This is a genomic window from Sphingopyxis lindanitolerans (genome assembly GCF_002993885.1).
Classification (GTDB): Bacteria; Pseudomonadota; Alphaproteobacteria; order Sphingomonadales; family Sphingomonadaceae; genus Sphingopyxis; species Sphingopyxis lindanitolerans.
This window is the reverse complement of the sequence record NZ_CM009578.1, coordinates 3,170,971-3,191,887: the sequence shown is the minus strand read 5'-3', so window position 1 is coordinate 3,191,887 and position 20,917 is coordinate 3,170,971. Positions and strand designations below refer to the sequence as shown.

At 62.5% G+C, this 20,917-nt stretch carries 19 protein-coding genes and 1 tRNA gene; 8 read left to right on the top strand and 12 right to left on the bottom strand.

Annotated features, from left to right (window positions below):
* The first annotated feature begins 93 nt into the window (after positions 1-93).
* Entirely contained in the window at positions 94-1,380 is a 1,287-nt protein-coding gene (locus CVO77_RS15205; protein WP_105999765.1) for a hypothetical protein, read from the top strand.
* Here CVO77_RS15205 and CVO77_RS15200 read toward each other — a convergent pair.
* The 12 genes from CVO77_RS15200 to CVO77_RS15145 all read right to left on the bottom strand — a co-directional run bounded on the left by CVO77_RS15200 (position 1,377) and on the right by CVO77_RS15145 (position 15,893).
* Positions 1,377-2,702, bottom strand: coding sequence for a glycoside hydrolase family 1 protein (locus tag CVO77_RS15200; RefSeq protein ID WP_105999764.1), 1,326 nt, complete (start codon positions 2,700-2,702; stop codon positions 1,377-1,379). The genes CVO77_RS15205 and CVO77_RS15200 overlap by 4 nt on opposite strands.
* Complete coding sequence (locus CVO77_RS15195) at positions 2,699-4,366, bottom strand: MFS transporter (RefSeq protein ID WP_105999763.1); 1,668 nt, start codon at positions 4,364-4,366, stop codon at positions 2,699-2,701. Before CVO77_RS15195 ends, CVO77_RS15200 begins: the two co-directional genes overlap by 4 nt.
* 71 nt (positions 4,367-4,437) lie before the next feature.
* Positions 4,438-5,355, bottom strand: a complete 918-nt coding sequence (locus CVO77_RS15190) for an SDR family NAD(P)-dependent oxidoreductase (protein ID WP_242445963.1) — start codon at positions 5,353-5,355, stop codon at positions 4,438-4,440.
* A 71-nt stretch (positions 5,356-5,426) separates the two neighbouring features.
* Positions 5,427-6,122 (bottom strand): TetR/AcrR family transcriptional regulator, encoded by a 696-nt coding sequence (locus CVO77_RS15185; protein WP_242445962.1) that lies wholly within the window; start codon positions 6,120-6,122, stop codon positions 5,427-5,429.
* Positions 6,123-6,172: 50 nt separating this feature from the next.
* Complete coding sequence (locus CVO77_RS15180; RefSeq protein ID WP_105999761.1) at positions 6,173-7,729, bottom strand: AMP-binding protein; 1,557 nt, start codon at positions 7,727-7,729, stop codon at positions 6,173-6,175.
* On the bottom strand, positions 7,726-9,366 hold the full coding sequence (locus CVO77_RS15175) for a carboxylesterase/lipase family protein (protein ID WP_242445961.1): 1,641 nt from the start codon (positions 9,364-9,366) through the stop codon (positions 7,726-7,728). The genes CVO77_RS15180 and CVO77_RS15175 overlap by 4 nt, the downstream gene beginning before the upstream one ends.
* 7 nt (positions 9,367-9,373) lie before the next feature.
* The gene (locus tag CVO77_RS15170; RefSeq protein WP_105999760.1) at positions 9,374-11,677 is read right to left on the bottom strand and encodes a TonB-dependent receptor; all 2,304 of its coding nucleotides are present in this window, start codon (positions 11,675-11,677) and stop codon (positions 9,374-9,376) included.
* A 364-nt stretch (positions 11,678-12,041) separates the two neighbouring features.
* Positions 12,042-12,117, bottom strand: a tRNA-Thr gene (locus tag CVO77_RS15165).
* 1,275 nt (positions 12,118-13,392) lie between these two features.
* Positions 13,393-14,727 (bottom strand): IS5 family transposase, encoded by a 1,335-nt coding sequence (locus tag CVO77_RS15160; protein ID WP_105997627.1) that lies wholly within the window; start codon positions 14,725-14,727, stop codon positions 13,393-13,395.
* A gap of 345 nt (positions 14,728-15,072) precedes the next feature.
* Positions 15,073-15,366: a DUF3892 domain-containing protein gene (locus CVO77_RS15155; protein ID WP_105999759.1), complete on the bottom strand. Its 294-nt coding sequence runs from the start codon at positions 15,364-15,366 to the stop codon at positions 15,073-15,075.
* Positions 15,367-15,384: 18 nt separating this feature from the next.
* A complete protein-coding gene (locus tag CVO77_RS15150) occupies positions 15,385-15,645 on the bottom strand; it encodes a DUF1883 domain-containing protein (protein ID WP_105999758.1) in 261 nt (86 codons plus the stop codon).
* Between the two features lie 23 nt (positions 15,646-15,668).
* Positions 15,669-15,893 carry a DUF2188 domain-containing protein gene (locus tag CVO77_RS15145; protein WP_105999757.1) on the bottom strand — a complete coding sequence of 75 codons (225 nt, stop codon included), beginning with the start codon at positions 15,891-15,893 and terminating at the stop codon, positions 15,669-15,671.
* 166 nt (positions 15,894-16,059) lie between these two features.
* Here CVO77_RS15145 and CVO77_RS15140 point away from each other — a divergent pair, with 166 nt between their 5' ends.
* The 7 genes from CVO77_RS15140 (at position 16,060) to CVO77_RS15110 (ending at position 20,718) form a co-directional block, all read left to right on the top strand.
* Positions 16,060-16,413, top strand: a complete 354-nt coding sequence (locus tag CVO77_RS15140; protein ID WP_105999756.1) for a helix-turn-helix domain-containing protein — start codon at positions 16,060-16,062, stop codon at positions 16,411-16,413.
* Position 16,414: 1 nt separating this feature from the next.
* Positions 16,415-16,981, top strand: a complete 567-nt coding sequence (locus CVO77_RS15135; protein ID WP_105999755.1) for an ImmA/IrrE family metallo-endopeptidase — start codon at positions 16,415-16,417, stop codon at positions 16,979-16,981.
* 290 nt (positions 16,982-17,271) lie between these two features.
* Positions 17,272-17,520 carry a helix-turn-helix domain-containing protein gene (locus CVO77_RS15130; RefSeq protein WP_106000871.1) on the top strand — a complete coding sequence of 83 codons (249 nt, stop codon included), beginning with the start codon at positions 17,272-17,274 and terminating at the stop codon, positions 17,518-17,520.
* Positions 17,521-17,522: 2 nt separating this feature from the next.
* Complete coding sequence (locus tag CVO77_RS15125; RefSeq protein ID WP_105999754.1) at positions 17,523-18,848, top strand: type II toxin-antitoxin system HipA family toxin; 1,326 nt, start codon at positions 17,523-17,525, stop codon at positions 18,846-18,848.
* 85 nt (positions 18,849-18,933) lie between these two features.
* Complete coding sequence (locus CVO77_RS15120; protein ID WP_146130884.1) at positions 18,934-19,878, top strand: hypothetical protein; 945 nt, start codon at positions 18,934-18,936, stop codon at positions 19,876-19,878.
* Positions 19,879-19,969: 91 nt separating this feature from the next.
* Positions 19,970-20,224, top strand: coding sequence for a helix-turn-helix transcriptional regulator (locus tag CVO77_RS21950; protein ID WP_105999752.1), 255 nt, complete (start codon positions 19,970-19,972; stop codon positions 20,222-20,224).
* On the top strand, positions 20,221-20,718 hold the full coding sequence (locus tag CVO77_RS15110; RefSeq protein ID WP_105999751.1) for a hypothetical protein: 498 nt from the start codon (positions 20,221-20,223) through the stop codon (positions 20,716-20,718). The genes CVO77_RS21950 and CVO77_RS15110 overlap by 4 nt, the downstream gene beginning before the upstream one ends.
* The last annotated feature ends 199 nt before the right edge of the window (positions 20,719-20,917 follow it).

Below are 20,917 nucleotides of genomic sequence, written 5' to 3'. Positions count from 1 at the left end.
CGATAGTGAATATCAAGCACCCGACGCCACAGTCGACCCTTCTGAGGGGTCGGCCAGGCAGGCGGATCGGACGGCGGAGCGGGAGACAAGCGAATGGGCGAACCGACACGGCGCGGCTTTCTGGCGGGTGCGGCCATCCTCCCGGTGGCCGCGAAGGCTGCGGTCGATACGGGCGGCGACCCGTCGATCGCCGCGGACCTCGCCACCTATATCGGCTTCGGCAACAAGGCATCGGGGGAGGCGGGCGACAGTGCGTGCGGGCACTGGCTGGCGAGCGAACTCGAGCGCGCCGGCTTCACGGTCGCCAAACCTGCGATTTCCGTCCCATGGTTCGAACCTGATCACTGCGAGATCGATGCCGGCCGTGCACGCGCGCCACTCTGGCCGCAGCCGATCGTGGTGCCGACCCCCGATGCCGGCGTTACGGGTCCGGTCGTCCGCGTCGATGCCGCGGGTCGCGCCGATGCGTCGCTTTCGGGCGCGATCGCACTCGTCGATCTGCCCTATGGCCGCTGGTCTTCGGCGCTCGCCAAGCCGATACGGACGCCCGTCGAGACTGCTTTCGTAAACGGCGCAAAGGCCGTGGTCGTCATCAGCAACGGCCCCACTGGCAAGATCATCGCGCTCAACGCCGACGGACGAGCACCGATGTTCGCGGGTCCGGTCGGCCTGCTCGCCCCCGCCGACGCAGCCCCCTTCCTCGCCGCCGCGATCGATCACACGCCCGCAACGGTGACCTTGACCGGCAAGGGCGGCCGCCGACCCGCATTCAACCTCATCGGCCGAATCGACCGCGGCAAGGGCCGCTGGATCGTGGTATCAACGCCGCGCTCGGGCTGGTTCGGCTGCGCAGGCGAGCGTGGCGGCGGAATCGCGGCTTGGCTGCACCTCGCGCGCGGAGCGGCGAAGCTGCTCCCCGACCATGACATCGCGTTCCTATGCAACAGTGGGCACGAATATGAGAATCTGGGTGCCGAGGAATCGCTAAAAGCGGTCGCGCCCAAACCCGCGGATACGCATTTCTGGCTCCATCTCGGCGCCAATTTCGCGGCGCGCGACTGGCATGAGGGATTGTTCGGCCTCGCCCCGCTCGCCGGCACCGACTCGCAACGCTATCTCGTCGTCAGTCCCTCGTTGCTCCCGACCGCACAGCGATTGTTCAAGGGGCTGGCGGGGCTCGAATCGCCCTATCCCAGCGACAAACTGTCGGCGGGTGAACTGACCGCGATCATCGCAGCTGGCTATCCCGCGGTCGCGGGCATTTTCGGCGTCCACCGCTTCCATCATGTCGCGGAGGACGATGCGCGCTGCGTGGACCCCGCCGCGATCGCCGCGACAACGGATGCTTTTCGCGAACTGCTGATTGTCGCCGCGCGCTAGATCCGGTTCGAGCGCGCGATCGCGCCGAAATGATATGCGCTCGGCCGCGGCCTCCGCTCGAACGTCGCTCGGTCGACCGCCGCCAGCCCGAAGGGTATGGCATAACCCGACGTCCATTCGAAATTATCGAGCAACGACCAATAGATATAGCTGTGTACCGCAATCCCCTCGTCGAGGCATGCGCGCACGCTATCCAGCGCCGCGTCGATAAAGGCGATACGGCGCGCATCGTCGGCGACCGCGACCCCGCTTTCGGTGACATAGATCGGCTTGCCGATCGTCCGCTGCGCCCAGCGGATCGTGTTGGCCAGCGCCTGCGGATAATATTCATATCCCGACAGCGTCAGCTCGGCCCCCTTCGGCGGCGGCACCATGCCCCTTTCGTCGAAGACAAGGCGCGTGTAGCATTGCACTCCAAAGAAATCGGCGTGACTGCGCGCGACACCGATCCAGTCGCCATAGAGCCGCCGCTCATACTCGGCGACGAGCGACGGCGCACCCGCCGACTGGATGTCCTGCGTCGTCAGCGTGATCCCGACGGGCAATTCGGGTCGCACCGTCTTGATCGCATCATAAGCCTGACGGTGCGCCTCCTGCATGATCGGCGTCGTGACAGCCGGATCGGCAAAAGCCAGCCGCGAGAATTTAGGCGACCCCGTGCCGGCAACCGCTGCCGCCTGCGCCGCCTGCTGCAACTTCACGCCCGCCTCCGATTGCGGGAACAGCGATACCAGCAGGCCGATATTCGCTTCGTTGAAGGTCGTGACGAGGTGCATCAGCCCGCCCAGCCGATCGGCGACGGTGCGGCAATAGCGTGCGAAAAGCTGGGGCGCGTCGGCCGCCTCGAACCCGCCGCGCTTCGCGAACCACAGGGGCACCGTAAAATGGCTGAGCGTCACGACCGGCGCCAGCCCGCGCGCACGGCACGCCGTCAGCACGCGCGCATAATGGTCGAGCTCGGCGTTCGAGAAATGCCCCTCGCTCGGCTCGATCCGCGCCCATTCGATGCCGAGCCGGTAGCAGTTGAGCCCGAGGCTCTCGGCGAGCGCGAAATCCTCGCCATAGCGGTGATAGCTGTCGCACGCGTCGCCCGAACGCTCCTTGAACAGCGTCGGGGTAATATTCTCGGCCAGCCAGGCGTCGCTGTTGGTGTTGTTGCCCTCGCTCTGGTGCGCCGAGATCGCGGCGCCCCAGAGGAAGCCCCCGGGCGCGGGCCTGCGCTTTGTCGCGGCGGATGCGTTTGCCAGCAACGCGGGCGCAGCCGCCACGCCCGCCGCTACCTGGATCAGTTCGCGGCGCCCGATTGCGGTATCCCCGCTCATGCCTCAATGTCTCGCTTGTAGGTTTCGGGCAGGAACAGGATGCCGACGACCGCGGTGACCGCGGCGATCACGACCGCATACCAGAGGCCCTGATAGATATTCCCCGTCGCCGCGACCATCGCGAAGCCGATCGTGGGCATGAAACCACCGATCCAGCCGTTGCCGATATGATAGGGCAGCGACAGCGACGTGTAGCGGATACGTGCCGGGAACAGCTCGACGAGCAGCGCCGCGAGCGGGCCATATACCATCGTCGCGAGGATGCCGAAGGTGCAAAGGATCAGGATGACCCTGCCCTTGTTCACCTGCGCCGGGTCGGCCTTGTCAGGATAGCCGGCGGCATCGAGTGCGACCTTGGCCTCGATGCCGAAGGATGCGACCGCGGCGGCGCGAGCCTCCTTGTCCAGCCCCGCGGGATCGGGCACCGCAATCACCCGTTCGCCAATGCGTACCGACGCGGCGGTTCCGGCGGGGGCATCGACATTGGCATAGTTGACCCCGTTCTTCGCGAGATAGGATTTGACGATGTCGCAACTCGTCCGGTCGAAACTGTTCCTGCCGATCGGATCGAACTGGAACGAGCATTCGCCGGCGTGCGCGACGACGGTCACCGGCGCGCGCTCGACTGCCGCCGCCATGGCCGGGTTCGCCGCAACGACCAGTGCCTTGTAGAGCGGGAAATAGACGAAGACCGCGATGACGCACGCGGTCATCATGATCGGTTTGCGTCCGATCCGGTCGCTGAGCCAGCCGAAGAAGACAAAGCTGGGGATGATGATCGTCAGTGCAGCGGCGACGAGGAAGTTCGCGGTGGCTCCATCGACCCGCGCGATGCGTTCGAGATAGAAGAGCGGATAGAGATGCGCGGCGAAGCCGATCACCGCCTGGCCCGCAACCGCCCCGAACAGCGCGATCAGCACGATCTTCAGGTTTTTCCATTCGCCGAAGGCTTCCTTGAGCGGCGCCTTCGACGTTGTCCCGGCCGCCTTCATGCGCTGGAAGACCGGGCTCTCTTCCAGTTGTAGGCGGATCCACATCGCGATTCCGAGCAGGACGATCGAGAAGATGAACGGAAGGCGCCACCCCCACTCATTGAAGCTATCGGCGTCCATGAACAGCCGCAGCGACACGACGAAGGTGGAGGCGAGGATGAGCCCGATCATCGCGGTCGTCTGGATGAAGCTGGTATAGAAGCCGCGTTTTCCGGGCGGCGCATGTTCGGCGATATAGACCGCCGCGCCGCCATATTCGCCGCCGATCGCCAGCCCCTGGAGCAGACGGAGCAGCATCAGGATGATCGGCGCCGCGATCCCGATCGTGTCATAGGAAGGGAGGAAACCGACCGCGAAGGTCGACAGTCCCATGATCGCCATGGTGACGAGAAAGGTGTTCTTGCGCCCGACGACATCACCGACCCGCCCGAACACCAACGCCCCGAACGGCCGCACCGCGAAGCCTGCGGCGAACGCCATCAGTGCGAGGATGAAGCCCGTGGTTTCGTTGACCCCCGAAAAGAAATGGTGCGAAAGCACGCTGGCGAGCAGGCCGTAGAGGTAGAAATCATACCATTCGAATACCGTCCCAAGCGACGATGCGCCGATGACGAGTATCTCGTTCTGTCCCTTTTCCGCTTTCGCGGGCGCGGCTTCGCTCTCGGTTGTCATGTCCTTCTCCCATATTTACCCGGCAGCGGCGGCGGACTCTTGTCCGGCCCGTCCGCCACTCCCGGGGAGTGTCAGTGCGCGATCGCCATCGTCGGTGCTGTGAAGCCCGCGCTCGCCAACTCGCGTTCGGCCTGCGTGAAGCCATAGGCGGGGACGATCTCGCCGCGGCGGTCGGTCACTCGCTCCCATTCGGCTGCGACGCGCGCACCGGCATCCGCGTCTCGTCCGATATAGGTGCCTTCGGTCAGCGTGATGTGCGCCGCCGCGAAATGCCCGGCGCCGGCGCACAGAATCGCGCGCGTCGGCGCACTCTCGCTGACCAGCGCGAGCAGCCCGGGACTGACCGCATCGGGCGCCAGTTCAGCCAGCGCATCGGGTGCGAGCACGCCTTCGGTCATTGCGGTCGCGGCAGTCGGCGCAAGGCAGTTGACGCGGACATTATATTTCTCGCCTTCGAGCGCGAGCGTCTGCATAAGCCCGACGAGCGCCATCTTCGCCGCGCCGTAATTGGCCTGCCCGAAATTGCCGTAGAGTCCCGAAGAAGAGGTCGTCATCACGATCCGTCCGAAGCGCCGCTCGCGCATCTGGTCCCACACCGCCTTTGAACAGACCGCGGCGCCCATCAGGTGGACGTCGACGACGAGGCGGAAGTCGGCAAGGTCCATCTTTGCGAAGCTCCTGTCGTGCAGGAGGCCGGCATTGTTGACGAGGATATCGACCCCGCCCCATGCGCGGACCGTGTCATCGACCATCGCCGCGACCGCCGCCTCGTCGGTCACCGATGCCGCAGCCGCCAGCGCCGAGCCGCCTGCCGCGACGATCTCCGCCGCGACGGCTTCGGCAGCCTCGCCCTGCATGTCGTTGACCATCACGCGGGCGCCATGGCGCGCCAGCAGCATGGCATGCGACCGCCCCAACCCGCCGCCGGCCCCCGTCACGATCGCGGTACGTCCCGCCAGGTCCATCGTCGCTTCTCCCTTACTTGCCATAACAGTAACTCACTAGTGAGTGAATGATTTAATCGAAATACGGGAAACCTGATCGTCACCTCGCCTGGCTTTCAGACTTCGCGTTCGCTCCGTCGCTGGTCGCAGATATCGCGGAAACCAGCGGCCATGAAACGCGCCATGCGCGCCTTCACCGCTTCATAATCATCCGAACGGCAGAGCCCGTGCGACAATTTGTCGATACGCCCCGTACGCGCGAGCGTCAGCATCAGCGCGCCGGTGACGAAATGATAGCCCCAGAAGATGTCCGCCTCGTCGGCGTCGGGCAGCGCCTTCTTGAGCAGCTCGATCAGCCGCAGCACGACCGGATCGAAATATTTGTCCATGAACTCGGCGCCTTCGGGGCTGTTCGACGCCTGCGCGCCGAATGCGCCGTAATTCTTCCAGCCCTCGCCACCCTGAATATAGAGATCGAGATCGGTGTCGAGAAAGGCATGGAGTGCTCCTTCGACCGTCGACTTGCCCCCCACCGAACGGTCATAGTCGTCGAGCGCCTGCATCCGCTTGTCGATCGTCACGACCGCACGTCGCGCGAAGACCGCGTCGAACAGGGTCCGCTTGTCGTCGAAATAATAGTTGAGCAGCGTGTGGTGGACCCCGACCTGCTTGGCCACATCCTTCAGCGTCACGCCATGGAATCCGTGCTTCGAAAACAGCAATTCGGCCGTGTCGAGAATCTGCTCCATCATTTCGGCGCGCTTTTCCGCCTTGGTCGGCCGCTTCACTACAATCTTCGCGTTCGACGCCAAATCCGCTTCCTTCCGCACCTTCATATCCGTCACCGCGACCCGCATCCGGCCTACACCTGTCCGTATTCGGCCCGCAATTGCATTTTGTCGATCTTGCCCGTGGACGCCAGCGGCATCGCATCGAGTCGGACGACGGCATCGGGAATCCACCAGGATGCGACCCGTCCGGCGAGCGGCGCGAGCAGTTCGGCATCGCTGACCGACGGCTCGCAAGTCTCGACGAGCAGGATCGGGCGCTCGCCCCATTTCAGGTCCGACCGCCCGATCACCGCGGCGAGCGAGACCTGCGGCAGCGCGCTTACGATCGCCTCGATCTCGGCGGGGTTGATCCATTCGCCGCCCGACTTGATCAGGTCCTTGGCGCGCCCAGTGATCGTCAGATTGCCCGCCGCATCGATCCGCGCGAGGTCGCCGGTATCGAACCAGCCGTCGGCGTCGATCGCGGGCTCGGCCTGTCCGAAATAGCGTTCGACCACCGAACCGCCGCACACGCGCAAATGCCCTTCCCCGCCGCGCTGCGGCGCAAGCGCCACGCCCTCGGCATCGGTCAGCAGCAGGTCGATGCCCATGGCGGGGCGACCCGAGAGCGAAGGTTTGCGTCCGGGATCGCCGGGCAGCGCGGCGGTGCCGAGCGGCGACAATTCAGTCATCCCCCAACTCGTCTGCACCTCGACCCCCAGCCGCTGCTCGATTCGGTCCATCAGCGCAGGCGGCATCGACGACCCGCCGACGAGGATGCGCTCGAGCGACGGCACCTCACCGCCCTCAGCTTCGAGATGTTCGACAAGGCCCAGCCATACGGTCGGGACCCCGACCGCCGCGGTCACGCCTTCCGAGCGGATCAACCGCGCCAGATGCGCACCGTCCGTATGACGCCCCGGCAGCACCAGCTTCGCCCCGACCGCCGGCGCGGTAAAGGGTATGCCCCACGCATTGGCATGGAACATCGGGACGACGGGCATCACGGCGTCGCGAGAGGTAATGCCGAGAACATCGGCCTGAAGCTGGCGCATCGTGTGCAGAAAGCAACCGCGATGCGTATAGGTCACCCCCTTGGGCATCCCCGTGCTGCCCGATGTAAAACAGAGTCCCGACGGGCTCGTCTCGTCGAAATCGCCCCATGCGATGTTGCCATCGGCGGACGTGATCAGCGGTTCGAGCGCGCGGTCGCCGTCGGCGTCGAGCAACAGGATATGCCGGACTGTCCCGAGATTGCGCGTGGCATCCTCCGCCAGCGGCAGCAGGTCGGGGTTGACTAGCAGAACCGACGCCTCGGACTGCGCCAACATCGATCCGATCTGCGCGGGGGTCAACCGCGGGTTGAGCGTGTGGCAGATCGCCCCCATGCCCATGATCCCGTACCACGCCTCGACATGGCCCTGCGTGTTCCACGCGAGCGTCGCGACGCGGTTGCCCTTCGCGATCCCGAGCCGCGCCAGCGCGCCCGAGACGCGGCGCGCGCGGTCGCAGAGCGCGGCATAGCCGATGCGCTGGACCGCGCTTTCCGCCCCCGCCGACACCACCTCGGCGCCGGGATGCCATTTTGCGGCGTGGGAGAGGAATTTGTCGAGCGTCAACGCATAGGTCTGCATCGATCCGTCGATCATTGGCACCCCACGACTTTGGGCGGCAGCGGCGGAGAAATGACGCCGATGTTCCAGTTCCACGGAATATCACCCGCCGCGCGGCGGCGACAGACCACCGCCTCGTGCAGCGCCGAAACGCCGGGGAACAGATTATGCCCCGCGCGCGGCGCGTCGGCGAAATGCAGGAAGCCGCGCCGCTCACCATAATCGGGCCAGTCGGGCTGCCCTTTGGCGCGCGGCGTGCCGGTGGCGGCAAAGCTCGCCCAATAATCGGTCATCGCCTCCGACAGCTTCTTTTCGGCAATCGTATCGGGTATCTTCGGCCATAGCGGCGGTGTGCGCGTCGCGGTCCCAAAAACATAAGGCAGTTCGGACGCGTGGAAGGCATGGAGATTCCACTCCTCCATCGCCGGATAGCCATGGTCGAAAAAATAATAATAGGAGCGCTGGCCGAGCGCCGACTGGTTCGACACCAGTCGCTCAGACGTCCAGCCGTACATCGCATCGCGCGTCGCGGCGAGCATGCTTTCCTCGATATTCTTCGCGGGGTAGCGCGCGAGGAACAGGTTGGCGAGTTCGCCATAGCCCGTGCGCACCGCCGCCTCGTAGGCGGCGGCCCCGGCAGGCGCCTTCGGCAACAGGAAGCGCAGCGAGCGAATCTCGCCGCTGTTGAAGCCGGCGAGGATCGGCACCGGCGCCTGTTCGCCTTTGTCGAAGCTGTCGACGAGCTGACGCGGCACAACCTTGCCGTCGACCGCCGGGAAAGGGAAAAAGCCCGTTGGCGGGGCCTTCGAAGCAATTTCTTCGGCGGGCATCGCGCGCAGCGCCGCGAGATCGGCGGCGCCCAGCTTTGCCGCGAGCTCGCCGCCCTGCTCCTCGGCCGGCACCATGCCGTTGATCCGGTCCTTCAGCCCCGGCGCCGAGACCATATAGGCGCTCTGCGCGATCGCCTTGTGAAACAGCCCGCGCGCCGCCGGCGCGGTCATCAGATACATGACGCTGAGCCCGCCCGCCGACTCGCCGGCGATGGTGACGTTGCCGCCATCGCCGCCGAACGAGCCGATGTTGCGTTTCACCCATTCGAGCGCCGCGATCTGGTCGAGCAGACCGTAATTGCCCGACACATGATCGGCATTTTCGGCGCTGAGCCCGGGAAGCGCGAGGTAGCCGAGCGCGCCGAGGCGATAGTTGATCGACACGACGACAATCCCGCGCTTCGCCAGGGCGCTTCCATCATAGAGCGGGTCGGCGCCGGAGCCCGACGTCAGCGCGCCCCCGTGAATCCAGACAAACACCGGTGCGCCGTGCGCCTCCTTCGGCATCCAGATATTGAGCGACAGGCAATCCTCGCTCATCGTCGGCAGATCCCAGGCATAGATGTTCGCCGCCCGCGGCTTCGGCTGCATGCAGGCGGCGCCGAATTTTGTCGCATCGCGCACGCCGTCCCAGCGCGACGCCGGAACAGGCGCCCGCCACCTCTGCTCGCCGACCGGCGGCGCGGCATAGGGGATACCGCGGAAGACGCTGAGGCCGTCTTCGCTGGCCCCCTCGACCGAACCCGCAGGCGCCTCGACCACCGGCCCCGCGGCGGCGACCGCGAGCCCGGGAACGAAGGCCGAGATGAGGAGCGCGAAACGCTGGAAACGACGCATCTTCATCGCACCCTCAGAAGCGATAATCGGCGCGGACGCCGATCGTGCGCGGCCGCATCCGGGCATAGCGGCCGTCGAGGAACGCTTCGGGATGGACATAGGTGATCGACTTGTCGTCGAACAGATTCTCGACATAGGCCGTAAGGCCAAGCTTGCCGAGCTTCGCCCCCGTATAGAGGTTCACGTTCGTCCACGCCTCGGTATGGTCATAGGTCGGACTCACGACATTGGGTTTACCCGGAACATTCGGGAACTGGTTCGGGAAAGATCCGGCGTGCGAGACGTTGACCGACGCGAAAGCGGTCTCGCTGTCGCCGATCGGGAAGTCGTATCGCAGCGTCGCCGAACCCTGGAAATGCGGCGAGGCGAGCCGCGTCCCCACTTCCGCCCCCGAAATCGCCGCCTCGGTCGAGGTGAGGTCGGTGACTTTCGCTTCGTTGTACGAACCGTTGACCGACAGGCTCAGCCCCTGCACCGGCCGCGCGATGACCTCGAACTCGACGCCATAGCTTTCGGCGCCGCCGATGTTCGTCGCGAACTGGATCGAGTCCGACACGCGGTTCGCCTGGACCTGGATGTCCTTCCAGTCGATATAATAAGCGGCGATATTGGCCGTCAGGCCGCCGTTCAGCCAGCGGCCTTTCAAGCCGAGTTCGTAGTTGGTCACGCCGTCCGACTTGGCGCCGTTGGGGATGACGAGGTCGTTCGGATCGATCGCACTGACGAGCCCCGCGCGGGCATTGACTACCGGCGTACGGAAACCCGTCGAAACCGTCGCATAGGTCGTCAGGCTGTCGACCGGCTTCCACGACGCGCTCGCCTTCCACGACAGCCGATCGGCGGATACTTTCAACCCCTCGGCGTAGGGGATGGGCGTCGTGCCGCTGAACGGCGGGATGAAGCCCCCGCAAAGCGCGGTGAACGCACGGCAATAGGCATTGGTCAGATAATTGCTGTTATAACCACCGCCGCGCGTGAAACTTTGCACCTGCGTATTGCCGTAGCGCAGCCCGCCGGTGACCCAGAATTTATCGCTGAAGCGGAAGGTCAGCTCCCCGAATCCCGCGATCTCGCTCTGGTCGGTATAGCTGTTGAAGCGCTGATAATATTCGTCGGGCAGTCCGACGATATTGTTCGCCGCCAGATATTCGGGCGACGAACGATAGGCGAAGTCGACCGTGCGGCGCTTGTCGTAATAAAAGAAGCCCGCGACCCATTCGACCGGCCCACCGTGGCGCGACACCAGCCGCGTCTCCTGAACGAACAGATCGTCATAGCCATAAGCGTCGAGCGCGAAGGGAAAGGCCTGGGCATAGGTGCCGGCCAGGTCGACATAGAAGGACGCATCATAGTCCGACAGCGTCGTCGAGCTGATCAGCTCGGCGAAGTCGAACTCGTAATTGACGGTGATATTGTAATTGGTGAGCTTGCCCTGGAACAGGTCGGGACGGTCCGAATTGCGGACGAACGTGCCAAGCGCAGGGTTGGTCAGCCCGGAATCGGCGGGCTTGCTGTTTTCGTAGGAGGCGAGCAGCTTCACCTTCATCCGGTCGCTCGGCTGGAGCAGCAGGATCGCGCGGCCACCATAGGCCTCGAGGCTGTTCGAATTTTTGATCCCGGTGCCGATATTGTCGACCCAGCCATCCTCGTTGCGATAATAGCCGGTGACGCGCAGCCCGATCTCGTCCTTCATGATCGGGAGGTTGACCATCGCATTGTAGCGCTGGCGCAGCGAGTTCGAGCCGGTCAGCCCGATGTCGGCGCTTGCCGACGCTTCGAAGTCGTCGAGGTCGGGACTCTTGGTGATGATGCGCATCGCGCCCGCGAGCGAGTTCGACCCGAACAGCGTACCCTGCGGTCCGCGCAGGAATTCGACGCGCTCGACGTCGTAGAGATTGGGGTCGAGGATCGTCGAATTGCCGTTCGCCGAGATCGGCAGTTCATCGACGTAGATCGCGACTGCACTCTGCAGGCCGGCGCTATAGCCGTTGGTGTTGATGCCGCGCGCGGTGAAATTGTTGAAATTCTGGGTCGGCCGGTTGACGACGAGCCCCGGCGTATTCTGGGCGATGCCTTCGTAGCCGACGATGCCGAGGTCATCGAGATCCTCCTGCCCGAAGGCGGTGACGCTGAGCGGTACGTCCTGCAATCTTTCGCTGCGGCGGGTGGCGGTGACGATGATGTCGTCCCCACTCCGCGGCGTCTCTCCGGCCGATCGGTCGGCGGGCGACGCGGCGTCGGTCGACTGGGCCTGTGCGGAAACGGGCAGCGCGAACAGAGCGACCGCCGAGGCGGACGCGAACAGCTGAGCCTTCATACAAACTCTCCCTCCTGGACGACATTATCGAAGCCGTCTCAGGCAGAGGTTATGCGTCGGACTTATCGCTGAGTCAATATTCACTCACACGAGCGTGAATGAATATTGACTCAGCGAATGGCCGATGGACGAACCCGCGGCGCGGGATGGGTGCGAGCGGTGATGACAAGGTAGGTGTCGAGCGTAAGCGCAGCGATCGAGCCCAGCCCGGCGCGGGCAGAGCATCCGGCCCCCTTCATTTGAAGAGCCGACAGATGAACAAGCCAGTATCCGTGATCCCAGCCTGGTAACACGCCCCGAAGATGAAGCGCGCGCCGCCGAACCCGCAAAACTCGGGGCCTAAGTCGTTGATATGGGTGGGCGATGGTGCCGCTTACAGGACTCGAACCTGTGACCCCATCATTACGAATGATGTGCTCTACCAACTGAGCTAAAGCGGCAACGAGGGGCGCCTCTACCAGCGCCTACGCGTGAAGACAAGCGCCGTTGCGCGAGATTCTCCATACCAATCCCGTCCGCGATTTGCGCGAATTTCCGGCAGGCCCGCTGCGACGAGACACTTCCGTCATATTCAATTCACGTGGCCGACCGACGCTGCGACGGCGTCCCCATCCAAGCAAAGGAGCAGATTAGGAGTGGGTAAGCCGACACATGGGCAGGCGCCGAGCGCGATACGCTTTTGCTTTCCATACCAGGTGCATTTGAAGCGCCACAGCCGAGCATCGGTCGGATGCGCTTCGAGTTAGAGGCGGTTGGCGTCGGAGATTTTGTAGACGCGAACCCGCGGTTTGAGGGGCCTGATTTGAACATCGCTGAGAGGCACGGCTCAACTCCTTCCAAGAGGTTTGGACCGGCACCGACCACGACGCTCGAGGCAGACGGGCCATCGAGCAAGTTTCACACCGAGAAAAGACGGGCCACTATGGCATTTTCTGTGGGCCGTTTCGGGGTCAGATCGTGTGAGATGTCCTCGGACAATACGCAACAAAACCCGCTGAAAATTAACATTTTTTGGGATTTTGTCGATTGCCCTGAGAGGAGCAAATGGTGCCCAGAAGAGGACGACAAAGTAACATCCAAGTATTTGATATACTTGGTCAATGTCCATTTTGGAGATTGAAATGCCACTTGCCATGCCCCCAAATTCATTTTGCTTAAAAGATTGGGGTCTCTTGATGCTGTTTCAGGAACATTCAATTTGTATCATAGTCGGTCAGGTTCAGGCAAGTCGAAACGGAATTTCATGTCTTCCGTCTCGCTTCGAAACTCCGCCGTTTTGAGTCTATTTGCTTCCAGCCGTGTCTCGGCATATTTCCAAATGCGGCAAGGTCATCTGCATCAATCGTCCGGGTGCCCTTTGAGGGCTAACCTCGTTCTCGATGATAATGCGTTTGCCCGAGAATGGCTGTGCAGATGCTTTCGCGAGATTTTCCCTGCCCCAATAGCTCAATGCTACTTCGAAAAGTGGGACAAAGCCGTCACTCCCGGCAGCCTTAGCGAATGGCAGCGCCAGCCAGAAGCGGACATTCAGGTGCTTAAGCGTAATAGGTAGACAGCGCGCACTAGGGTCTCTGATTGGCGTTCCACAGGCTGAACTCATTCAACTGCAACGAAATTAGTAGCTTGTCGTCCGTGAACAATGCGATTTCAAATAGGCGGTTGCGTTGAGCGATCCGGCTTGGATGGGTGAGACTTTGATAGCGAAGTTTGCGCGCTCAGGCGGCGGCCAGTTCTGGCTGCCTCGGTTGGAGGAGCGCCATGAACAGGGCACGCAAAAGCGCGGTCAGCCATGCGACGAGCAACCGCATATTGTGTCCGGCGGCGACCAGGATGGCGTTGATGGCATCGCCGGTAGCACCGGCAAGGTGATTGCGCTCGAGCAAGCCATCGCTCTTGGCGTGACCGATAATCGGTTCGATGGCGTTGCGGCGGCGGAGCTCGCGTTTGATCGTCGGTGACGTGATACCGCGGGTGTGGGCGATATAGACCTTGGCTTTGCCGCTGTGCTTGTGGCCCTTGTAGCCGCGGTCGACATAGGCCCGCTCGACGGTGATGCCGGTCAAGCGCTCGACCTGCTCGATCTGCCCGGTCAGCGTATGGCCATCATAGGGGCTGCCGGGCAGAGCCTGCATGCCAACGATGAACTGGCCGCCGGCGGTGCGGGCGTTGGTGACCGCGATCGAGGTCTTCACCCCGAACTCATAGCGCGTCCTGGCCTTGCCCTTGGCGATGCATTCGACCTCGGGTGCGTGCAGGGCGTAGAGCTTGTCGGCATCACCAGACTTCTGGGCGAGGATGCGCGCCACGCGCTCGCGGGCGACGGCAAAGGCGGCCTCGAGCGCTTCATTCCCGGCAATCTTGCGGCCGATGTCGCGGTCGAGCCGGCCCAGCCAGGTGCGCAGTTTTCGCACCCAGCGCAGCGCCTGTTTGTGACCGCGGCCATGGATCAGCCGCGACACCTCGCGGCGCGCCCGGCGGCCCACACGCAGGAACGACTGGCGCAGCGTGATGCCGTGCTGTTTCGCCAGCCGGTTCAGCCACTCGATGCCGCGCAGGAGCAGATGGCTGTCGGTGGGATGGGCAATCGCCTTGGTCTGCACCGTTGTATCCAGCGTCACCCGTTCGCAGGCCTGGGGCGTCACAGCATCGGTTCGCATCGCCACGCTGAGCGTTTCGGCCAGCAGCAGCTCGAGCTTGTCAGGACCGATCCGCCCCCGCCAGCGCGTCATCGACGACCGGTCGAGCGGGAGCTTGTGCCGGAAATGCTGCTCGCCGCAAAAGTACTGGAAATAGGGGTTCTCCACCCAGCGGGCGCAGACAGCCTCGTCCGACAGGCCCTCCATGTGCTTGAGAAGGTGCAATCCCGCCATCAACCGCGTCGGCAAGCCCCGCCGGCCCTTCTCCGTGTAAAAGCGACCATAGGCCTCATCGAACCGCGACCAGTCAATCAGCCCAGCGAGCTTCACCAGCGGATGCTTGGGATCGAGCATGTTGTCCAAACGGCTCTGGAACAGTTCGAACTCGCTCAGCTGGGGCTTCTTCGGCGGCATCGGCGAACCTCATCGTCTCGGCCAGCGCACTGAATCACAGCCCAATTTCCAGGGGAAGCCCCCACGCGCACGGGCGCGCAAAATTGCAAGCTTTTTGCACCAATCGCCCGAACCCTTGCGATTTCTAATACTTGGTTATCACGAAAAACCCCGCATCTCTGCGGGATCCAGCGTTTTTCACGGGCGACTAGCTTGTGTCGCCACAGTTTGATGGAGTCGGAGGGGATGGAGCAGGCACGGGAACGGTGCATTTTCTCGTTAAGGTCAGGTGAAATCGGCGATTTCTCACCCGTTTTGACCGGAGTTTTCTGGGCAATGTGGCGCACTTGCAGAGCGAACTATACTCTATCGGCATTCCATCAGCGCAAGAAGATTGTCCGTCCAAGTGTTGTCGCGGTAGGTCCGCACATACTTGGTTCCTCCGGCCGTCTCTGCCGTGCCAACCCAAGCCGTATTGCCGCTGGCGTCGCGGACATACGCCTTACCATTCTGATGCTTGATCCAGTCATACATTTCAAGACGGGTGGATTTGCCAGCCTTGCCGGTTCCATCTTCTGTCCAACCAAGATGGCTGATGGCGGCGTTGGGGTTTTCGTGATTGCCCCCATCCTTGTTGATGCAGGTAATACGAACCGTCATGGGAACCTCGCGACTGTGTCAGTTAAGATAATTGATGGCGTAACGAATGTTGGCGCGGCCACCGCCAAGATCGATCACGGTGTTCCAGTTTCCGCCATTCGGAACGCTGACCACCGCAGGAAGGCGCTTAAAGAAGCCTCCGAAATGCCGGAACGACTGTCCCCGCCGATACAGCGAGTAATTGTGATCATCCATCACAAGGACGTTGCACTGATGGTCGCAGTCCACACGGACCCTGTTGCCGGCATCAAGCCATTCTCTGGCGTGAATATGCTGCACGCTTCGTCTCCTCTGTATAGCGATCAGCCCTTGGGCGGATATGGATCATTGCCGTAGGACCATGCTTCGCGGAATTTGGCATCGCTGCCCTGGATGCGAAGTTCGGCCTGCTGATTCTTGGCGATGTCGCGCCCGGCGGCGATAGCTTCCTTCTGGGTGTCGAAGCTCTTGGTCAGGCGAGAATTGCCCTCTCCACGGACACCCCAGCGATCTCCATCCCGCACGACATACTGATTTTTGCCGCTCATATTGCCTCCTTCACTCTCTGCAGGTCACTTCCCGCTTGACTCAATCAGGCGGGCGTGATTCACAGCGTTTCAGTGATGGCGCTGTTTCATTCGTGAAACATCAGTCATCACAAGAGAAACACTATGGCGATGCTGCTGTAGAGTCAATGGTCATGTTGGAGATGCTATGACCCTTCCCATCGAGGAACTGGGTAAGCTGCTCGTGCGCAAGCGAGGAGGGCGGGGAATCAGGGCTACTGCCACTGACATAGACGTTAGCCCCGCAACCCTTTCCCGCGTTGAGAATGGCCATCTGCCGGATTTGGCCACGTTCGCGAAAATTTGCCGATGGCTAGGTGTCGATCCTGCCCGGTTCTTGGGGGTGGAAACCGATTCCGGTGATGCCCCGCCAAAACGGGCAGTCGCTCACTTTCGGAAGAAGCCGACCGTATCACCTGAAACGGCGACGTCACTGGGCGCGCTCATCCTTGCTGCTCAGCGCGCAAGACAAGCGCGTTCGGAGTTGGCGCGCGGAGAATGACATGCGCCGTGGGTTCAAAGCTGATGCCGAGCGAAGGTCTGCCGCCGCGCGCGAAGCACTGGGGCTTACGCCGACTGACAAACTATGCCCGTGGCAATATGCTGATTCGCTGGGGGTGCTTGTCTATGACGCTAACCAGCTTGATCTGGAGCCAGAACACGCAACCCAACTTTTGGTGCGAGACCCGGATAGCTGGGACGGGATGACGCTTTTCGAAGAGGGTATTCATCTCGTCGTTTTGAATCCCTCGCGACCGCAAACTCGCCGAACTGCAACGTTGATGCATGAACTGGCTCACATAATCCTTGGACACGTCCCTGCTGAAGTGACGGTTTCGCCTAACGGCTTGGTGCTGCTTTCGGATTATTCGGTCGAGCAGGAGGAAGAGGCGGACTGGCTGGGTGCGGCGCTGCTGCTGCCGGAAGTGGTCTTGATCTTGTATCGGGGCCAAGGGATTTCGGCAGAGGCGATTGCTCAAACATTCGGCGTGAGCGGACAGCTATGCAACTGGCGATGCCGTATGACGGGTGTGGAAAAGCGGCTGGCGTTCCGACAGCGGACGGGCTGATTTACTATCGTTTGCGGAATAAGCGGGCCGCTATTGTCGCTCACCACGGGCGCTTCATCGCGGTGCCATCTAACGCTCGCATTTTAGGCTTTATCGGCTTCGGAATTACGTCCGCTTATTGCGAGATAAGCCATCGAAGTAGTTCGGCCGGACGACCGGTTCTGGTTGAAAGCAGACGCTCCTAGACGCCATACGGTTGATAACCCCTTCAGGGTATAAACCAAAATTATCCCTTAGGAGGTATATATACATTTAATACCTTTCAGGGTATAGGGATGGTGGAGGTTCTCATGCAGCAGATCGTTAGATTGCCCAGTCAGCTCGGCTCGATCATCCAGATCGAACGCTTGCGGCAGGGTCTCACACAATCCGAGCTAGCGAGCAGGACCGGCACTCAGCAGAAGACCATATCTTCGATCGAGAACGGCAGCGAAGGGACGAAACTGGATACGTTGCTCAGCGTCATCGCGAGCCTTGGCCTCGATATGCAGATCGTGCTGCGTAAGCGCGACAGCAAATCGATTGAGGATGTCTTCTGATCGTGGCGCGCAAGAAGACCCATCTCCCCCTCGATGTGCTGATAAACGGCCGTCTCGTTGGCCGCCTGGAAAAGGCGGCTAATGGCGCGACCAGCTTCCAGTATGCCGGGCAATGGCTGTCCTGGGATCACCGCTTCGCCGTCTCGCTATCGCTGCCTTTGACGCCGCTGGCTTATCGCGGAGCGGAAGTCGCTGCCGTGTTCGACAACCTTCTCCCTGACAGGGATGCCGTGCGCCGACGTGTCGCCGAGCGCATGGGGGCGTCGGGCACTGACTTCTACAGTCTACTTGAGGCGATCGGGCGCGACTGCGTCGGAGCGATGCAATTCCTGCCCGAAGGCGGCGAGGCCAGCGCACCTGATTCACACGGCGAGCCGGTGAGCGAAGCCGAGATCGAAGGCATGCTGGCCGACCTGGCCCAAGCCCCATTGGGGGTGGACCGCGAGCAGGAGTTCCGGATTTCCGTTGCTGGCGCGCAGGAAAAGACCGCCTTGCTGCGGATCGACGGGCAATGGTTTCGGCCGATCGGCACCACGCCCACGACGCATATCCTCAAGCCTCAGCTAGGCCAGATACCGACCTCGGACGGCATGATCGACATGTCGGACAGTGTCGATAATGAGCACTATTGCATGAGGCTGATGCAGGCCTTCGGCCTGCACGTCGCGCGCACAGAGATCGCGATCTTCGGCGCGCGGCGCGTGTTGGTTGTCGAACGCTTTGATCGGCACAGGCGCGATTCCGGCCAAATCCTCCGATTGCCTCAGGAGGATTGCTGTCAGGCGCTCGGCATCCCGCCGACGCGCAAGTACCAGAGCGACGGCGGGCCGAGCATGCGTGACATCCTCGGACTGCTTAAGGGCGCGGACGACCCGCAGGCCGACCAGATCGCATTCTTCAAAAGCCAAATCCTGTTTTGGCTGATGGGCGCAACGGATGGTCACGCCAAGAACTTCAGTATTTTCCTCAAACCCGGCGGGCGCTTCAGCCTGACACCGTTCTATGATGTGCTCTCCGCTCAGCCGGCCGCCGACAAGGGGCAGATCGCCCAGAACAAGTTTCGCCTGGCAATGTCTGCAGGAAAGAACCGCCATTACCGAATGTCGGAGGTGCTGGGCCGGCATTTCGTCCAGACCGGCAAGGCAGCGGGCCTTGGCGCAAGTGCTATGCGCGAGGCGATAGGCGAACTGCTGGACCGCGCCCCGGACGCTGTTGCCGAGGCGCGCGCTGCCATGCCCGAAGGCTTCGCCGACTTCGTCCATGAGAGCGTTGCGGCTGCCATCGAACGGCGGTTGCCTCAGCTGACAGGCGCTCTCGACGACCTCTGATCCGGAGGCTGCCAAACCGATAGCAACAAGATCAAATAGAGAACATTCACTTGCCTCGCCTGCCCGGATTTCCGATATTCGCTGCATGAACGGAGCCAGCTCAGCCACATTGCCGATAGGCGCAAAGCCGGTCGCGGAAGCTTTGGCGCTCTACTGCAAGCGACCTTCCGGCGACATGGTCGTCGATTTGCTCGGCCGCGCGTCAGTCGATGCGATCCTGAAATCGCCGACGATCATCCCCCCGCTGCCAAACGCTCCCGTCCGCGCGGCGCTTTCGCTTACTGCCCTGATCGCCGCCTTGGCTATCATCTTCCTGCCGATGAGCGGCATAGCTACGGCCGTGCTGCTGGCTGTCCTTGCGATCGTCGTACTGATCGCCGGCAAGCCTTGGATCAGCTATGTCCGGGATCGCTTCATGAACCGCCACGAGCCCACGCGGGCTGACCTTGCCGGGCTGGCCGGCAACGCCGTTCAAACGCGCAATGTTCAGTCACTTGAGGAGTTTCGCAGGCAGATCGGCAGCGGCGCATTGAAGACCTATTCGGTATCGCCATCCGGTGCGGTGAAGCTGCTGACGGGCAAGGCGCTGGCCTGCTTCGCGGCGGATCACGGGCGCATCCTGCTAGTCAGCGAGAACCTCAATGACTGGTTTCAAATAAGCGCCCGGCCTCTGCCGCAGGGCGCGATATGGATTGACCTTGGCGGGGCGGTCGCGCGATCAAGATTGACCGCACGGACGCTCATCAATGAGCCGGATGAGGCGCATTATCAGCAGCGTATCGCATGGATACGCGAACGGGCGATCGAACACGGCCAGGGTAGCGGCGCGCTGATCAGCGGGCTCGCGATCATTGAAGCGATGCGGCATCCCGATGTCCGGGGCCGTCCTTTCACGAAGGCGATTCCTGCCATTCGGGCCGTCCTCAAGGGACCGGCCGCCAGCGACAGCATCATCAGCAAGATGCACTCGGGCAACTACCCGGAGTTTGAAACGGCACTACATGCCTTGCCGCTCGAAGACCTGCCCTGAAAAACCCTGAAACAGGTCTGGAACAGTCCTGAAATGACCTGAGCGCGCCGGTCCGTCAGCCAAGTCCTCTCGACACGAAGAGGATACCCCAATGGACCAGCCATCCCGCTCCGGTTTGCTCACAACGCAAGACTTGATTACGCTCGTGCGGCTCAGCCGTACTTCCATCTACCGCATGACACGACAGGGGCGGTTCCCGCCGCCATGCTCGCTCGGCAATGGCCATATCCGCTGGCGGGAGGACGATGTCCGTGCCTGGATGGCCGCTCTGCCGACGCAACCCTATACGCATCACGAGGACGCAGCAGGCATTCGCACGCCTCGCGGAAAGCGTCGCTCGTCATGACACGCAACCCCGATCCTATCGTCCAGATCGTCGCTTCGGACGATTTTCAGGACAAGATCGCCGGTCCCATGATCGACGAATTCGTGCGGCGGCTGAGCCGCCCCGGGCCGGACGGCCGGACCTATCGCCGGTTCATCGAGGACTGGCTCTACTTCGAGAGGCCTATGCTCGATCGTTTCGTCGGCGAGCGGTTCAGCGCCCAGTTCGAAGGTCCGGCATTTGCCATCGGCGGGAATGATTATCCGCTCGGCGGGTTCATCCTGCGACATGTTGAATGGGCTCGCATCGACCCCGTCGATGCATCGGAATTGCGCATCCGGTTGCGCCGGGCAGTCGATCAGGTGGTCGCCGAATGGATCGGCGCAAGGCCGATGAAATTCCTGCCGGCGAACCCCGAGAAACCCTTCCCTGACCGGGCGGCGGCCGATGCCGAAGCCGCGCAGAAAATCCGCGACTTTCTGGGTCCCACCGGAAGTGCGGAAGGAGAGCGGTAATGCCCAACGGGAACGTCATGCCGGATAGGGATTCGGCCTGCGATGCTACGCATCGAGGCAGGATTTCAAATACACACCCCACGCACGGGTGCAGCGAGGAATTCCGCCGATTTTCAAGCGGGCGGATAGCGCGCTCGGCAGTGCCTTTGCGGCAGGTTGGTGGATTTCCGCCGTTTGCGGAGCGCGCTCGGCGCGCGCT

Bases quoted from the DNA above. Each gene is read 5' to 3' on its own strand.
- CVO77_RS15205 (WP_105999765.1), top strand. From the start codon at position 94: ATGGGCGAACCGACACGGCGCGGCTTTCTGGCGGGTGCGGCCATCCTC.
- CVO77_RS15200 (WP_105999764.1), bottom strand. From the start codon at position 2,702: ATGAGCGGGGATACCGCAATCGGGCGCCGCGAACTGATCCAGGTAGCG.
- CVO77_RS15195 (WP_105999763.1), bottom strand. From the start codon at position 4,366: ATGACAACCGAGAGCGAAGCCGCGCCCGCGAAAGCGGAAAAGGGACAG.
- CVO77_RS15190 (WP_242445963.1), bottom strand. From the start codon at position 5,355: ATGGCAAGTAAGGGAGAAGCGACGATGGACCTGGCGGGACGTACCGCG.
- CVO77_RS15180 (WP_105999761.1), bottom strand. From the start codon at position 7,729: ATGATCGACGGATCGATGCAGACCTATGCGTTGACGCTCGACAAATTC.
- CVO77_RS15175 (WP_242445961.1), bottom strand. From the start codon at position 9,366: ATGAAGATGCGTCGTTTCCAGCGTTTCGCGCTCCTCATCTCGGCCTTC.
- CVO77_RS15170 (WP_105999760.1), bottom strand. From the start codon at position 11,677: ATGAAGGCTCAGCTGTTCGCGTCCGCCTCGGCGGTCGCTCTGTTCGCG.
- CVO77_RS15160 (WP_105997627.1), bottom strand. From the start codon at position 14,727: ATGCCGCCGAAGAAGCCCCAGCTGAGCGAGTTCGAACTGTTCCAGAGC.
- CVO77_RS15155 (WP_105999759.1), bottom strand. From the start codon at position 15,366: ATGACGGTTCGTATTACCTGCATCAACAAGGATGGGGGCAATCACGAA.
- CVO77_RS15145 (WP_105999757.1), bottom strand. From the start codon at position 15,893: ATGAGCGGCAAAAATCAGTATGTCGTGCGGGATGGAGATCGCTGGGGT.
- CVO77_RS15140 (WP_105999756.1), top strand. From the start codon at position 16,060: ATGACCCTTCCCATCGAGGAACTGGGTAAGCTGCTCGTGCGCAAGCGA.
- CVO77_RS15135 (WP_105999755.1), top strand. From the start codon at position 16,415: ATGCGCCGTGGGTTCAAAGCTGATGCCGAGCGAAGGTCTGCCGCCGCG.
- CVO77_RS15130 (WP_106000871.1), top strand. From the start codon at position 17,272: ATGCAGCAGATCGTTAGATTGCCCAGTCAGCTCGGCTCGATCATCCAG.
- CVO77_RS15120 (WP_146130884.1), top strand. From the start codon at position 18,934: ATGAACGGAGCCAGCTCAGCCACATTGCCGATAGGCGCAAAGCCGGTC.
- CVO77_RS21950 (WP_105999752.1), top strand. From the start codon at position 19,970: ATGGACCAGCCATCCCGCTCCGGTTTGCTCACAACGCAAGACTTGATT.
- CVO77_RS15110 (WP_105999751.1), top strand. From the start codon at position 20,221: ATGACACGCAACCCCGATCCTATCGTCCAGATCGTCGCTTCGGACGAT.